We start from the raw sequence: 14,487 nt of genomic DNA, 5'->3' as shown, positions 1-14,487 counted from the left end.
AGAACACCACGAGCAAGCGGGCTGACAAGGAGATGCAGTGAGCGTCACGGCGGCGAAGGGTTTCACGGCGGCGGGTGTCGCTGCCGGGATCAAGGAGAGCGGCGGTCCCGACCTGGCGCTGGTGGTGAACGAGGGGCCGCGCCTGGCCGCTGCGGGTGTCTTCACCGCGAACCGGGTCAAGGCCGCGCCGGTGCTGTGGTCGCAGCAGGTCCTGAAGGGCGGTCAGGTCTCGGCAGTCGTCCTCAACTCCGGTGGTGCCAACGCCTGCACCGGCCCCGGGGGCTTCCAGGACACGCACGCCACCGCCGAGAAGGCCGCCGAGGTCCTCGGTCACAGCGCGGGCGAGATCGCGGTCGCCTCCACGGGCCTGATCGGCGTACGGCTGCCCATGGAGCAGCTGCTGGCGGGCATCGGCAAGGCCGCCGGCGAACTGTCCGCGCACGGCGGGGAGAAGGCCGCCATCGCGATCAAGACGACCGACACCGTCCACAAGACCGCGGTCGTCGAGGGCGAGGGCTTCACGGTGGGCGGGATGGCCAAGGGCGCGGGCATGCTCGCCCCGGGCCTGGCCACCATGCTGGCCGTCCTGACCACCGACGCCGACGTCGACGCCGCCGGCCTCGACGCGGCCCTGCGCGGCGCCGCCCGGCAGACCTTCGACCGGGTCGACTCCGACGGCTGCATGTCCACCAACGACACCGTCCTGCTGCTCGCCTCGGGCGCCTCCGGCGTCACGCCGGACGCGGAGGCCTTCGCGGCGGCCGTACGGGAAGTGTGCGCCGACCTGGCGCGGCAGCTCGTGGGGGACGCGGAAGGCGCGAGCAAGGACATCCGCATCGAGGTCGTCAACGCGGCCTCCGAGGACGACGCCGTGGAGGTGGGGCGGACCATCGCCCGCAACAACCTCCTCAAGTGCGCGCTCCACGGCGAGGACCCGAACTGGGGCCGGGTGCTCTCCGCCATCGGCACGACCGGCGCGGCCTTCGACCCGGACCGGCTGAACGTCGCCATCAACGGCGTGTGGGTCTGCAAGAACGGCTCCGTCGGCGACGACCGCGATCTGGTCGACATGCGCTACCGGGAGATCCGCATCACCGCCGACCTGTCCGCGGGCACCGAGTCCGCGGTCATCTGGACCAACGACCTCACCGCCGACTACGTGCACGAGAACAGTGCCTACTCCTCATGACCGACACCAGCGCCGGCACCACCGGCACCACCGGCCCGGCCGTCACCGGCCCCACCCGCAAGCACACCGCCCTCCCCAAGGCCCGCATCCTCATTGAGGCGCTGCCCTGGCTGACCCGGCACCACGGCAAGACCGTCGTCATCAAGTTCGGCGGCAACGCCATGGTCGACGAGGAGCTCAAGGCCGCGTTCGCCCAGGACGTCGTCTTCCTCCACCACGCCGGCCTGCGCCCGGTCGTCGTGCACGGCGGCGGCCCGCAGATCAGCGCCCAGCTCGACCGGCTGGGCCTGGAGTCGGAGTTCAAGGCGGGCCTGCGGGTGACCACGCCCGAGGCCATGGACGTCGTCCGCATGGTCCTCGCCGGGCAGGTGCAGCGCGAGCTCGTCGGGCTGCTCAACGCCCACGGCCCGCTCGCCGTCGGCATGACCGGCGAGGACGCCCACACCATGACCGCCACCAAGCACTACGCGGACGTCGGCGGCGAGCGCGTCGACATCGGCCGCGTCGGCGAGATCACCGCCGTCGACACCGGCGCCGTCCAGGCCCTGCTCGACAACGGGCGCATCCCCGTCATCTCCTCCGTCGCCCGCAGCGCCGACGAAGCCGACGCCCACGGGGTCTTCAACGTCAACGCCGACACCGCGGCCGCGGCGCTCGCCGCCGCCCTCGGCGCCGAGACGCTGATGGTCCTCACCGACGTCGAGGGCCTGTACGAGGACTGGCCGCACAGCGACGAGGTCATCAGCCGGCTGACGGCCAGTGAGCTGGAAGCGCTGCTGCCGGACCTGGCGAGCGGCATGGTCCCCAAGATGGAGGGCTGCCTGCACGCCGTGCGCAACGGCGTCACCACGGCCCGCGTGATAGACGGCCGGGTCCAGCACTCGATCCTGCTGGAGATCTTCACGGACGAGGGGATCGGCACGATGGTCGTCCCCGACGACGCGGCGAACGAGCGGGAGGGGCAGCAGCCGTGAGCAACGAGGAACTCACCCGGCGCTGGCAGGGCGCCCTGATGGACAACTACGGCACCCCGCGCGTCCCGCTGGTCCGCGGCGAGGGCAGCACGGTCTGGGACGCCGACGGCAAGCCGTACCTCGACCTCGTCGGCGGCATCGCCGTCAACGCCCTCGGCCACGCCCATCCCGCGGTCGTCCGGGCGGTGTCGGACCAGATCGCCACCCTCGGCCACGTCTCCAACCTCTTCACCGCCGAGCCGACCGTGGCCCTCGCCGAGCGGCTGCTGGGCCTCGCGGGACGGCCGGGGCGCGTCTATTTCGCCAACTCCGGCGCGGAGGCCGTCGAAGCGGCGTTCAAGATCGGGCGGCGGACCGGGCGGCCGCACATGGTCGCCGCCGCCGGCGGGTTCCACGGCCGCACGATGGGGGCGCTGGCCCTCACCGGCCAGCCCGCCAAGCAGGACCCCTTCCTGCCCCTGCCCGCCGGCGTCACCCACGTCCCCTACGGCGACGAGGACGCCCTGCGGGCCGCCGTCACCACCGACACGGCGCTCGTCGTGCTGGAACCGGTCCAGGGCGAGGCCGGCGTCGTCGTACCGCCCCCCGGCTACCTGGCCGCCGCCCGTGAGATCACCCGCGCCACCGGCACCCTCCTCGTCCTGGACGAGATCCAGACAGGAATCGGCCGCACGGGCCACTGGTTCGAGCACCAGGCGCAGGGCGTCGAGCCCGACGTCGTCACCCTCGCCAAGGGCCTCGGCGGCGGCCTGCCCATCGGCGCGACCCTCGCCTTCGGCCCGGCCGCGGACCTGCTGACGCCCGGTCAGCACGGCTCCACCTTCGGCGGGAACCCCGTCGCGTGCGCCGCCGCCCTGGCCGTCGTCGACACGCTGGAGGGCGACGGGATCCTCGCCCGCGTCGCGGCGGCGGGGGAGCGGCTGCGTGACGGGATCGCTGCGCTCGGCCACCCCCTGGTCGACCACGTCCGTGGCGCGGGCCTGCTGCTGGGTATTGTCCTTTCCGAGCCCCTTGCACCGAAGGTGCAGCAGGCAGCACAGGACGCCGGCCTCCTGGTGAACGCGGTCGCACCCGACGTGGTGCGGCTGGCCCCGCCGCTGATCATCACCGAAGATGAGGTGGAAACGTTCCTCCGGGCACTGCCGGGCGTCCTGGACGCCGCCGCTGCCGCCGACGGCCCAGGGGCGTGAGCGGCCGGAGCGGCCGACGAGGCCGACGGGGCCCGCGGGGCAGCACGGCCCCCCGGGCCCTCGGGGAACGACGAAGCGGAGACTGACGAGACGATGACCCAGGCGCAGGAGCCGGAGCCGTTCCAGGGCGGACAGGCCGTACCGCAGACCCGTACCGCCCGCCACCGCCGGATCGTGGACATCCTCGGCCGGCAGGCGGTCCGGTCGCAGAGCCAGCTCGCCAAGCTGCTCGCCGACGACGGCCTGTCCGTCACCCAGGCGACGCTCTCCCGCGACCTCGACGAACTGGGCGCGGTCAAGATCCGCAACACCGGGGGCGAGCTCATCTACGCGGTGCCGTCCGAGGGCGGCGACCGCACGCCCCGGGCCCCGCTCGGCGAATCCGCCACCGAGGCCCGCATGGCCCGCCTCGCGGGCGAGCTGCTGATCTCGGCGGAGGCCTCCGCCAACCTCGTCGTCCTGCGCACCCCGCCGGGCGCCGCCCAGTTCTTCGCCTCGGCGATCGACCAGGCGGGGGTGCACGAGATCATCGGCACCATCGCGGGGGACGACACGGTGATGCTCATCAGCCGCGACCCCAAGGGCGGCCAGGCCCTGGCCGACCACCTCCTGAGGCTGGCTCAGAAGGAGCGCTGACGCACCGTCCGGACGCGTGAACACGCCGCGGGCGTGGGCAGGATGACGAGGGGCGCGGACGACGGCCTCGTGAACACCGGCCCAACAGCAGGCGTGGGGCGAGGGAGGACAGATGCTGGCGATCCGCGCGGCGAAGCTCTTCGACGGGATAGGGCCGGGGACCGTCGAGCGGCCCGTGGTGCTGGTGGAAGGCGGGCGGATCGCGGGGGTGGTGCCCGGCGGGAGCGTCCCCGCGGACGCCGTGCCGGTGGACCTGGGGGAGACGACGCTGCTGCCCGGCTTCGTGGACACCCACGTCCACCTCGCCTTCGACGCGAGCGACGACGTCGTGGGGCGGCTGCGGCGCGCGAGCGACGAGGAACTGCTGGAGCGCATGCGGGCCGCCGGCCGGGCGGCGCTCTCCGCGGGCGTGACCACCGTCCGGGACCTGGGGGACCGGGGCTACCTGGCGCTGCGGCTCCGGGAGGAGACCGCCAAGGACGCCACCGCCGGGCCCACCGTGCTCGCCTCGGGGCCGCCGCTGACGACGCCGCGCGGCCACTGCTGGTTCCTCGGCGGGCAGGCCGAGGGCGTCGAGGGGATCCGCGCGGCCGTACGGGAACGGGCCGCGCACGGCGTGGACGTCGTGAAGGTGATGGTGACCGGCGGTGACCTGACCCCCGGCTCGGACCCCTGCCACGTGCAGTACGGCCACGCCGAGCTGCTCGCCGCCGTCCGCGAGGCGCACCGGCACGGGCTGCCGGTCACCGCGCACGCCCACTCCGCGGCCGGCATTGCCGACGCCGTGTCCGCCGGGTTCGACATGGTCGAGCACTGCTTCTTCGTCACCGGGATCGCCGGCGACGGCGACGCGGACGACCCCGGCGTGGACTACGACCGGCGGATCCTCGACGACATGGTGCGCCTGGGCGTGGTCGCCTCCCTCACCCTCGGCTCCCTGCCCGGCGGGCCACCGCCCCCGCCGCGGATCGCCCGGCGCATCCCCGGCCTGGTCGCCGGGCTGGCCGCGATGCGCGAGGCGGGCGTGGGGGTGGTGTGCGGGAGCGACTCGGGGATCTTCCCGGTCAAGGCGCACGGCAGCCACCCGTACAGCGTCGCCGCCATGGTCGAGACGGGCTTCACTCCGCTGGAGGCGCTCCGCGCGGCGACCTCGGCCGCGGCCCGCGCCTGCGGCGTCGCCTGCCGCAAGGGCTGTATCGCGCCGGGCTTCGACGCGGACCTGGTGGCCGTGGCGGGGAATCCGCTCGCCGACATCACGGCCGTCCACGCGGTGACCGCCGTCTTCCGCGAAGGCGTGCGGATCCCCCTGGATTAGCTCCCGCCGCGGCGGGGCCGGGCCGTGCTCCGGGCTCCCCGCAGCCGGCCGGAAACGACGGAAGCCGCTTCCCCGCTGTGCGAGGAAACGGCTTCCGACCTGCGATGTTCGCTGGTCGGGACGGCGGGATTTGAACCCACGACCCCTTGACCCCCAGTCAAGTGCGCTACCAAGCTGCGCCACGTCCCGGTGCTCGTCCTCCCGGGTTCTTCCCCGGTCGGGCGTGCACCAAGAAAATATCCTGTTTGGCTGCGTGATCCAAATTCGGGGTGCGCGATACCGTCCGCGTGACCGCACCGACACGCAAAGCGACCGGCGAAGCTCATTGACGAAACATACAGTGGAGTGCATACTTATACCCATCAGCGTATGCATCGTAAGGAGAAACCCGTGACCGAGCGCGTCGTACTCGCCTACTCCGGCGGCCTGGACACCTCCGTCGCCATCGGCTGGATCGCCGAGGAGACGGGCGCCGAGGTCATCGCCGTTGCCGTGGACGTCGGCCAGGGCGGCGAGGACCTGGACGTCATCCGCAAGCGCGCGCTCGCCTGCGGTGCGGTGGAGGCGGAGGTCGCCGACGCCAAGGACGAGTTCGCCGAGGAGTACTGCCTCCCGGCGATCAAGGCCAACGCCCTCTACATGGACCGGTACCCGCTGGTCTCCGCCCTCTCCCGGCCCACGATCGTCAAGCACCTCGTCGCCGCCGCGAAGAAGCACGGCGCGACCACCGTCGCCCACGGCTGCACCGGCAAGGGCAACGACCAGGTGCGGTTCGAGGCCGGCATCTCCTCGCTCGCCCCCGAGCTGAAGTGCATCGCCCCCGTCCGGGACTACGCCATGACGCGGGACAAGGCCATCGCCTTCTGCGAGGCCAAGGGCCTGCCGATCGCCACCACCAAGAAGTCCCCGTACTCCATCGACCAGAACGTCTTCGGCCGGGCCGTCGAGACCGGCTTCCTGGAGGACATCTGGAACGCCCCGGTCGAGGACGTCTACGACTACACGGCCAACCCGGCCACCCCGCGCGAGGCGGACGAGGTGATCATCACCTTCGAGCAGGGCGTCCCGGTCGCGATCGACGGCAAGCCCGTCAGCGTGCTGCAGGCCATCCAGCAGCTCAACGAGCGGGCGGGCGCGCAGGGCGTCGGCCGGCTCGACATGGTCGAGGACCGGCTCGTCGGCATCAAGTCCCGGGAGATCTACGAGGCGCCCGGCGCGATCGCGTTGATCACCGCCCACCAGGAGCTGGAGGCCGTCACCGTCGAGCGCGAGCTCGCCCGGTACAAGCGGCAGGTCGAGCAGCGGTGGACCGAGCTGGTCTACGACGGCCTGTGGTTCTCCCCGCTCAAGCGGGCCCTGGACGGCTTCATCGCCGAGGCCAACGAGCACGTCTCCGGTGACATCCGGATGACCCTGCACGGCGGCCGGGCCGTCGTCACGGGCCGGAAGTCCGAGAAGTCGCTCTACGACTTCAACCTGGCCACGTACGACACGGGCGACACGTTCGACCAGTCCATGTCGAAGGGCTTCATCGAGATCTTCGGCCTGTCCTCGAAGATCGCCGCCAAGCGGGACCTCGCGTGACCGCGGCCCCGCAGGACGTCCGGCTCTGGGGCGGCCGCTTCGCCGACGGCCCCGCCGAAGCGCTGGCCAAGCTGTCCGCCTCGGTCCACTTCGACTGGCGGCTCGCCCCCTACGACATCGCCGGCTCCCGCGCCCACGCCCGTGTGCTCCACAAGGCCGGGCTGCTCGACGACGACGAGCTGAAGCGGATGACCGAGGGCCTCGGGCTGCTGGAGGCCGACGTCGCCGCCGGCACCTTCACCGGCACCATCGCCGACGAGGACGTGCACACCGCGCTCGAACGGGGCCTGCTGGAGCGGCTCGGCCCCGACCTCGGCGGCAAGCTGCGCGCCGGCCGGTCCCGCAACGACCAGGTCGCCACGCTCTTCCGGATGTACCTGCGCGACCACGCCCGGATCATCGGCGGGCTGATCGCCGACCTCCAGGAAGCGCTGATCGGCCTCGCCGAGGCCCACCCGGACGTCGCCATGCCGGGGCGCACGCACCTGCAGCACGCCCAGCCCGTCCTCTTCGCCCACCACGTGCTCGCGCACGTCCAGGCGCTGTCGCGGGACGCGGAGCGGCTGCGGCAGTGGGACGAGCGCACGGCGGTCTCGCCGTACGGCTCGGGCGCGCTCGCCGGCTCCTCCCTCGGGCTGGACCCGGAGGCGGTCGCCGCCGACCTCGGCTTCGAGCGCGGCTCGGCGGGCAACTCCATCGACGGGACGGCCTCGCGGGACTTCGTCGCCGAGTTCGCCTTCATCACGGCGATGATCGGCGTCGACCTGTCGCGGATCGCCGAGGAGGTCATCATCTGGAACACGAAGGAGTTCTCCTTCGTGACCCTCCACGACGCCTTCTCGACCGGCTCCTCGATCATGCCGCAGAAGAAGAACCCGGACATCGCCGAGCTGGCGCGCGGCAAGTCCGGCCGGCTCATCGGCAACCTCACCGGGCTGCTCGCCACGCTCAAGGCCCTGCCGCTCGCGTACAACCGCGACCTGCAGGAGGACAAGGAGCCGGTCTTCGACTCCTGCGACCAGCTGGAGGTCCTCCTCCCGGCCTTCACCGGGATGATGGCCACCCTCACGGTCAACCGGGCCCGGATGGAGGAGCTGGCCCCGGCCGGTTTCTCGCTCGCCACCGACATCGCCGAGTGGCTCGTCAAGCAGGGCGTGCCGTTCCGCGTGGCGCACGAGGTGGCGGGGGAGTGCGTCAAGGAGTGCGAGGCGCGCGGCATCGAGCTCGACGGGCTGACCGACGAGCAGTTCGCCGCCATCTCGCCGCACCTGACGCCCGAGGTCCGCTCGGTGCTGAACGTGCCCGGCGCGCTCGCCTCGCGCAGCGGGCGGGGCGGCACCGCGCCGTCCGCGGTCGCGGTCCAGCTCGGCGAGGTCAAGGCCGATCTCGCGGTCCAGCGGGAGTGGGCGGAGGCCAAGCGCGGCTGATCTGCCGCGGTCCTGAGACAACGATCACCCGAATGAGACACCAGCGTCTCATTCGGGTTATCGTCGTCTCATGAGTGTTGACCGGGACCATGTGCTGAGGGAGGCCGCAGCCCTGCTCACCCGCAAGGCGACCGCCTCCATGGACGAGATCGCCAAGGCCGCGGGCATCGGCCGTGCCACCCTCCACCGCCACTTCGCAGGGCGCGACGCGCTCGTCCGCGCGCTGGAGGAGCTGGGCATCGAGCAGTTCGGGAAGGCCCTGGACGCAGCCCGCATCGAGCAGGGCGACGCGGCCGGCGCCGTCCGCCGCCTGATCGCCGAGGCCGAGCCCGTCGCCGGCATGCTCGCCTTCCTCTTCACCGAGAACCAGCTCTACGAGAACGGCACCAACGAGGGCTGGAACCGGCTCGACACCCGCGTCCAGGAGCTCTTCCGCCGCGGCCAGGAAGAGGGCTCCTTCCGGCTCGACCTCACACCCGCCTGGCTCACCGAGGCCCTCTACGGCCTGATCGGCACCGGCGCCTGGGCCGTCCAGGACCGGCGCCTGGCCGCCAAGGACATGCCCCGCATGGTCGCCGAACTGCTCCTCGGCGGCGCCGAGCGAAGGACGGAGAGCGAACGGAGGATGAAACAGTGACCGGAACCACCGGCGGGCCGCTGACCGCGGAAGCCCCCGCCGAGACGCCCCGCCCCGGACGCTGGCTCGCGCTCGCCGTCCTCGCCTTGGCCGTGCTCCTCGTCGCCGTCGACGCGACCGTCCTCGGCCTCGCCACGCCCTTCCTCAGCGAGGACCTGCGCCCGTCGGGCACCCAGCTGCTGTGGATCGGCGACGTCTACTCGTTCGTCATCGCCGGTCTCCTGGTCTCCATGGGCAGCCTCGGCGACCGCATCGGGCGCAAGAAGCTCCTGCTGACCGGCGCCGTGGCCTTCGGCGCGGTGTCGGTGCTGAACGCCTACGCCACCAGCCCCGAGATGATGATCGCCGCCCGGGCGCTGCTGGGCGTCGCGGGCGCGACGCTGATGCCGTCCACGCTCGCCCTCATCCGCAACATCTTCCACGACCCCAAGGAGCGCAGCCTGGCGATCGGCATCTGGGGTGCCATGGCCTCGGCGGGCGCCGCCGTGGGCCCGGTCGTGGGCGGCTTCCTGCTGGGCCACTTCTGGTGGGGGTCGGTCTTCCTGATCAACCTGCCGGTGATGGCGGTGCTGGTGCTCGTCGGCATCAAGCTGCTGCCGGAGTCGCGCGACCCGTCGCCCGGCCCCTGGGACCTGCTCAGCGTGGTGCTGTCCATGACCGGTGTCATCGCCGTCGTCTACGCGATCAAGGAGGGCGCGGCGCACGGGCTCCGCTGGGAGGTCGCCGCGGCGGCCGCCGTCGGCGTGCCGGCGCTGGTGTGGTTCGTGCGCCGGCAGCTCACGCTGTCCTCGCCGTTGCTGGACATGCGCCTCTTCCACGGCAGGGGCTTCTCCGGTGCGGTGCTGGCCGACCTGCTGACCGTGCTCGGCCTGTCCGGCATGGTCTTCTTCCTGTCGCAGTTCCTCCAGCTCGTCCAGGGGCGCAGCCCGCTGGAGGCGGGGCTGGCCGAGCTTCCGGCGGCGGTCGGCGCGGTCACGGCGGGACTCCTCGCGGGACGGGCCGCCCGGCGGTTCTCGGTGCGCTCGGTGGTGGCCGGCGGGCTCGGCGCGATCGGCGTCGCCCTCGCCGTGCTCGTCTGGCTGAAGACCGACACGTCCTACCCGGTGCTGGGCGCCGTCCTGCTGGTCGTGGGCGTGGGCGCGGGCTTCTCCTTCACCGTCACGGCCGACGTGATCCTCTCCAGCGTCCCCAAGGAGCAGGCGGGCGCCGCCTCCGCGGTGTCCGAGACGGCGTACGAACTGGGTGCCGCGCTGGGCATCGCCCTGCTCGGCTCGATCGTCACCGGCGTCTACCGGGACTTCGCCGTCCCCGCGGGCGTGCCCTCCGCGGCGGCCGCCGAGGCCCGCGAGTCCCTCGGCGGCGCCGCGGAGTCGTCCGCGGCCCTGCCGCCCGCCCAGGGCGCCGACCTGCTCGCTTCCGCGCAGGAGGCCTTCGTCGACGGGCTGCAGATCGCCTCCGGCGTGGGCGCGGTCGTGCTGCTGGCGACGGCGGTCGCCGCGTGGTTCCTGCTCCGCGGCCAGAGGCTGGAGGAGGGGTACGGCGGCTGAACCGCCGCGCGGGTACGGCAAGCGGCACCGCGCTCGCCGGGGTGAGCCGGGTGCGGCTCACATGAGCAAAGCGCACACGGGCCGGGGCGGCAAGCCCCGGCCCGTGTGACATATGCCGGAAACAATTTCCCTTGACGCAATGCTTATGCGCAGGCAACGATCTCGACCACTGGTCGACATTGTCGAACGTGGTTCGGTTCCGACGGTGGTTCTCCGCCGTCCCGTTGCCAAAGGACACCCCCCATGCGTCTGCGCAGAACGGTCAGACTCCTGCTCGCCGCCGCGGCCACCGCGGCCCTGGGCCTCACGGGTCTCGCCGCCTCCCCGGCCTCGGCCTCCGTCCTCGACATCCCGCCGAAGGGGGCCAACGACTGGTCCTGCAAGCCGGATTCGGCGCACCCCGAGCCGGTCGTGCTGGTCAACGGCACCTTCAAGCTCATGGGCGAGAACTGGGCCGCGCTCTCGCCGAAGCTGAAGGAGGCGGGCTACTGCGTCTTCGCCTTCAACTACGGCAGCATGGAGACCGTCCAGATCCCGAAGGCGGCCGAGGAGCTGCGTGACTTCGTGGAGGCCGTGCGGGGCGCCACGGGCGCGAAGAAGGTCGACATCGTCGGCCACAGCCAGGGCGGCATGATGCCGCGGTACTACGTGAAGTTCCTGGGCGGCGCGGACAAGGTCGACGACCTGGTCGGCATCGTCCCGTCCAACCACGGGACGAAGAACCCGCTGGCCATCGCGGCCGGCGCGACGTTCTGCCCGTCCTGCGAGGACCAGCGATGGGGCTCGTCCTTCCTGCAGAAGCTCAACGCGGGGGAGGAAGCACCCGCCGGGCCCGACTACACCGTCGTCTCCACGCGCTACGACGAGGTCGTCATCCCCTACACCAGCGCCCTGCTGAACGGCCCGGCCGAACGCGTCACCAACGTCGTGCTGCAGGACAAGTGCAAGTTCGACCCCTTCATGCACGACCAGGCCACCAAGGACCCGGTCGTCGCCCAGTGGGTCCTCAACGCGCTGGGGCGCAAGGGTCCGGCCGACCCGGCCTTCCACCCCCAGTGCATCGGCCGGGGCTAGCCGGCAGCCGGGCCGGGAGCGTACGGACCCTCACGCCCTCGTGCGGCAGGCGGCTGACGCAGTGTCAGGCAGCCTTGGCCTTGGTCGCGTAGACGTCCACGTACTCCTGGCCCGACAGGCTCATGACCTCGCTCATCACCTCGTCGGTGACGGCGCGCAGGATGTAGCGGTCGCGGTCCATGCCCTCGTAGCGGGAGAAGTCCAGCGGCTCGCCGAAGCGCACGGTGACCGGCGCGAGGTGCAGCATGCCCTTGCCGCCCGGCTGGACCTTGTCCATGCCGACCATGGCGAACGGCACCACCGGCGCGCCCGTCATCAGCGCGAGGCGGGCGATGCCGGTGCGGCCGCGGTAGAGGCGGCCGTCGGGGGAGCGGGTGCCCTCGGGGTAGATCCCGAAGACCTTGCCCTCGTCCAGGACCCGGCGGCCGGTCATCAGCGCCGCGACACCGCCGCGGCCGCCGTCACGGTCCACCGGGATCATGCCGGAGCTGCGGAAGAACCAGGCCATGAGCCGGCCCTTGACCCCCTTGCCCGTGACGTACTCGTCCTTGCCGATGAAGAACACCTGCCGCTTGACCACCAGCGCGAGGAACAGCGAGTCGACGAACGTCACGTGGCTGCCCGCCAGGATGACCGGCCCGCTGCCGGGGATGTTCTCCGCGCCCTCCACCTCGGGGCGGTACAGGACGCGCATGAGCAATCCGAGGAACGCCTTGAGCAAGATGCGGGACAACGGAGCCCTCCGGTCGTGATGGTCGGTGCGGCGCATGCCTGCGCAGGAGAGTGACCATACTCGCCGGTATGGGACCCGCGCACCCCGGGTAGCGGGACGCAATACGGAGTGTTGACATGAGTTTGCACGCCGTTTGACTTCCGTCTTCACAGACAGAAGTCGTACGTGTTTACGATCTGCGGCGTCCGACAGGTGCCGGACCGGCGCCGGGACCCGCAAGCAAGGAGCGTTCATGGACCAGGAGCAGCGGCCGGGCAGGCGCACCGTTCTGGGGGCCGCCGCGGCCCTCGGCGCGGGGGCGGTCGTCCTCGGCGGCGGAGCGGGCACGGCGGCGGCCGCGCAGCGCGGGCAGGCCACGGAGTACGGGCACGGGCACGGCGGGTCCGGCGGCTCGTACAAGGACCTGCCGGTGCCGACGGTCATCGGCCACCGGGGCGCGTGCGGCTACCGCCCCGAGCACACCTTCGGCTCCTACCAGTTCGCCCTCGACAACGGCGCGGACGTCATCGAGCAGGACGTCGTCCCCACCAAGGACGGGCACCTCGTGTGCCGGCACGAGAACGACATCACCGCCACCACCGACGTCGCCTCCCGCCCGGAGTTCGCCTCCCGCAAGACGACGAAGACCGTCGACGGCGAGGCCCACACCGGCTGGTTCACCGAGGACTTCACGCTCGCCGAGCTGAAGACGCTGCGCGCCAAGGAGCGCATTCCCGGCAACCGCCAGCACAACACCCTCTACGACGGCGTCTGGCAGGTGCCCACCTTCGAAGAGGTCCTGAAGTGGGCCGACGAGCAGGGCCGCAAGCGCGGCCGGCGCATCTGGCTGCACGTCGAGACCAAGCACCCCACCTACTTCCGCAAGGCCGGCCTCGGCCTGGAGGAGCGGCTGGCCAAGCTGCTGCGCCGCTACAACCGCTCGGGCCGCAACGGTTACACCTTCCTGCAGTCCTTCGAGCCGAGCAGCCTGCAGCGGCTGGGCCGGCTGGGCATCGACTGCCCCAAGGTGCTGCTGCTGGACGACCTCACGACGCAGCCGTGGGACTTCACCGAGGCGAAGGACCCGCGGAAGGTCGCCGACCTCATCACGCCCGAGGGCCTGAAGTGGGTCTCCGGCTTCGCCCAGGGCATCGGCCCGTGGGTGAACCTGATCATCCCGCGGGACAAGAACGACAAGCTGACCAAGCCGACGACGCTGGTCCGCGACGCGCACGCCGCGGGGCTGATCCTGCACCCGTACACCATGCGCAACGAGAACAGCTTCCTGCCGGCGGACTTCCGGCGCGGCACCGACCCCAACGCGTACGGTGACGCGCTCGCGGCGTTCAAGACGTACTTCGCGACGGGGATCGACGGCATATTCTCGGACAACTGCGACACGGCTGTGCTGGCGCGGGACGCGTTCCTGAAGGGCTGAGGCCCGTCAGGCACCGCCGGGCACGTCCGTGGGGCGTCCCGCCGTTGCGGCGGAAAACGATTCTGCTGCGCAGAAATCCGTTGCCGCCGCAACGGCGAGCGACCACCGGAGCGGTGATCGGCGGTGCCGGTGCCACCCCACGCCGTACACCCGGACGGGTGATAACGCCCCCGAGGGGCAACCGGCGCGACCCGGCCCCACGTCCCGCCACGCATGACGCAGAGCGATCTCCTGATCCGGCTGAGCCCCCTGCTCAAGGCGGAGTGCGCCGCCGAGGCGGCCGCGGTCGCCGGGACCGACGCCGCCGACCTCGAACAGGGCGTCTGGGTGCGGCTGCTCAGCGACGGCCGCACCATCGTCTCCGCCGCCCGGCTGCGGGCGACCGTCAGGGCCGAGGCCCGCGCCGCACGCCGCCGCGCGCGGCGCGAGGTGCTCTACGACCCCACCCGCGCCGAGCCGCCGGGCGGCCACGACGGCGGCGTCGAACAGCAGGTGCTCGCCGCCGAGGAGGGCCGTGTGCTGCGCGCCGCCGTGCGCCGGCTGCCCGGCCGCTGCCCCCGGCTGCTGGCCGCCCTGCTCTCCCGCAAGGACCCGACCTACCGGGAAATCGCAGGCGAGTTGGGAATGTCACAAGGATCTTTGGGGCCCGTACGTTCCCGTTGCCTGGGATGCCTGCGCAGAATGCTGACGGCGGAGGTTGCGGCTCCTGAACCCTGGGGAAAGGAGCGATAGACAACCGGCGCCACGGAGGCGACGTGCACCCG

The 14,487-nt window shown here is 72.1% G+C and carries 13 protein-coding genes and 1 tRNA gene; 12 read left to right on the top strand and 2 right to left on the bottom strand.

What is annotated here, in order from left to right; genetic code table 11:
* Positions 1-37: 37 nt before the first annotated feature.
* The 5 genes from argJ (at position 38) to ACFZCD_RS27145 (ending at position 5,304) form a co-directional block, all read left to right on the top strand.
* On the top strand, positions 38-1,189 hold the full coding sequence (argJ, locus tag ACFZCD_RS27165; protein WP_391835255.1) for a bifunctional glutamate N-acetyltransferase/amino-acid acetyltransferase ArgJ: 1,152 nt from the start codon (positions 38-40) through the stop codon (positions 1,187-1,189).
* A complete protein-coding gene (argB, locus tag ACFZCD_RS27160) occupies positions 1,186-2,163 on the top strand; it encodes an acetylglutamate kinase (RefSeq protein ID WP_391835253.1) in 978 nt (325 codons plus the stop codon). The genes argJ and argB overlap by 4 nt, the downstream gene beginning before the upstream one ends.
* Positions 2,160-3,353 carry an acetylornithine transaminase gene (locus ACFZCD_RS27155; RefSeq protein ID WP_391835251.1) on the top strand — a complete coding sequence of 398 codons (1,194 nt, stop codon included), beginning with the start codon at positions 2,160-2,162 and terminating at the stop codon, positions 3,351-3,353. The genes argB and ACFZCD_RS27155 overlap by 4 nt, the downstream gene beginning before the upstream one ends.
* Before the next feature lie 93 nt (positions 3,354-3,446).
* Positions 3,447-3,989 carry an arginine repressor gene (locus tag ACFZCD_RS27150; protein ID WP_391835249.1) on the top strand — a complete coding sequence of 181 codons (543 nt, stop codon included), beginning with the start codon at positions 3,447-3,449 and terminating at the stop codon, positions 3,987-3,989.
* A 112-nt stretch (positions 3,990-4,101) separates the two neighbouring features.
* Entirely contained in the window at positions 4,102-5,304 is a 1,203-nt protein-coding gene (locus tag ACFZCD_RS27145) for an amidohydrolase family protein (RefSeq protein WP_391835247.1), read from the top strand.
* Between the two features lie 112 nt (positions 5,305-5,416).
* Here the strand turns inward: ACFZCD_RS27145 and ACFZCD_RS27140 are convergent.
* Positions 5,417-5,493 (bottom strand) — tRNA-Pro (locus ACFZCD_RS27140).
* A gap of 201 nt (positions 5,494-5,694) precedes the next feature.
* On the opposite strand from ACFZCD_RS27140, the gene ACFZCD_RS27135 reads away from it, so the two are divergent.
* The 5 genes from ACFZCD_RS27135 (at position 5,695) to ACFZCD_RS27115 (ending at position 11,573) form a co-directional block, all read left to right on the top strand.
* The gene (locus tag ACFZCD_RS27135; protein WP_391835245.1) at positions 5,695-6,888 is read left to right on the top strand and encodes an argininosuccinate synthase; all 1,194 of its coding nucleotides are present in this window, start codon (positions 5,695-5,697) and stop codon (positions 6,886-6,888) included.
* Complete coding sequence (gene argH / locus ACFZCD_RS27130) at positions 6,885-8,315, top strand: argininosuccinate lyase (protein WP_391835243.1); 1,431 nt, start codon at positions 6,885-6,887, stop codon at positions 8,313-8,315. The genes ACFZCD_RS27135 and argH overlap by 4 nt, the downstream gene beginning before the upstream one ends.
* A gap of 70 nt (positions 8,316-8,385) precedes the next feature.
* Positions 8,386-8,952: a TetR/AcrR family transcriptional regulator gene (locus tag ACFZCD_RS27125; RefSeq protein WP_391835241.1), complete on the top strand. Its 567-nt coding sequence runs from the start codon at positions 8,386-8,388 to the stop codon at positions 8,950-8,952.
* On the top strand, positions 8,949-10,499 hold the full coding sequence (locus ACFZCD_RS27120; protein WP_391835239.1) for an MFS transporter: 1,551 nt from the start codon (positions 8,949-8,951) through the stop codon (positions 10,497-10,499). The genes ACFZCD_RS27125 and ACFZCD_RS27120 overlap by 4 nt, the downstream gene beginning before the upstream one ends.
* Before the next feature lie 243 nt (positions 10,500-10,742).
* Entirely contained in the window at positions 10,743-11,573 is an 831-nt protein-coding gene (locus ACFZCD_RS27115; protein WP_391835237.1) for an alpha/beta fold hydrolase, read from the top strand.
* A gap of 64 nt (positions 11,574-11,637) precedes the next feature.
* Here ACFZCD_RS27115 and ACFZCD_RS27110 read toward each other — a convergent pair whose 3' ends face one another.
* On the bottom strand, positions 11,638-12,306 hold the full coding sequence (locus ACFZCD_RS27110; protein WP_391835235.1) for a lysophospholipid acyltransferase family protein: 669 nt from the start codon (positions 12,304-12,306) through the stop codon (positions 11,638-11,640).
* 232 nt (positions 12,307-12,538) lie between these two features.
* On the opposite strand from ACFZCD_RS27110, the gene ACFZCD_RS27105 reads away from it, so the two are divergent.
* Positions 12,539-13,723, top strand: a complete 1,185-nt coding sequence (locus ACFZCD_RS27105) for a glycerophosphodiester phosphodiesterase (RefSeq protein ID WP_391835233.1) — start codon at positions 12,539-12,541, stop codon at positions 13,721-13,723.
* 213 nt (positions 13,724-13,936) lie between these two features.
* Positions 13,937-14,455, top strand: coding sequence for a sigma-70 family RNA polymerase sigma factor (locus ACFZCD_RS27100; RefSeq protein WP_391835231.1), 519 nt, complete (start codon positions 13,937-13,939; stop codon positions 14,453-14,455).
* Positions 14,456-14,487 lie beyond the last annotated feature (32 nt).

The sequence above is a fragment of the Streptomyces sp. NPDC008001 genome, assembly GCF_042958085.1.
GTDB lineage: Bacteria > Actinomycetota > Actinomycetes > Streptomycetales > Streptomycetaceae > Streptomyces.
The sequence above is the reverse complement of the archived record's forward strand: the minus strand, read 5'-3'. Positions and strand labels throughout refer to the sequence as shown.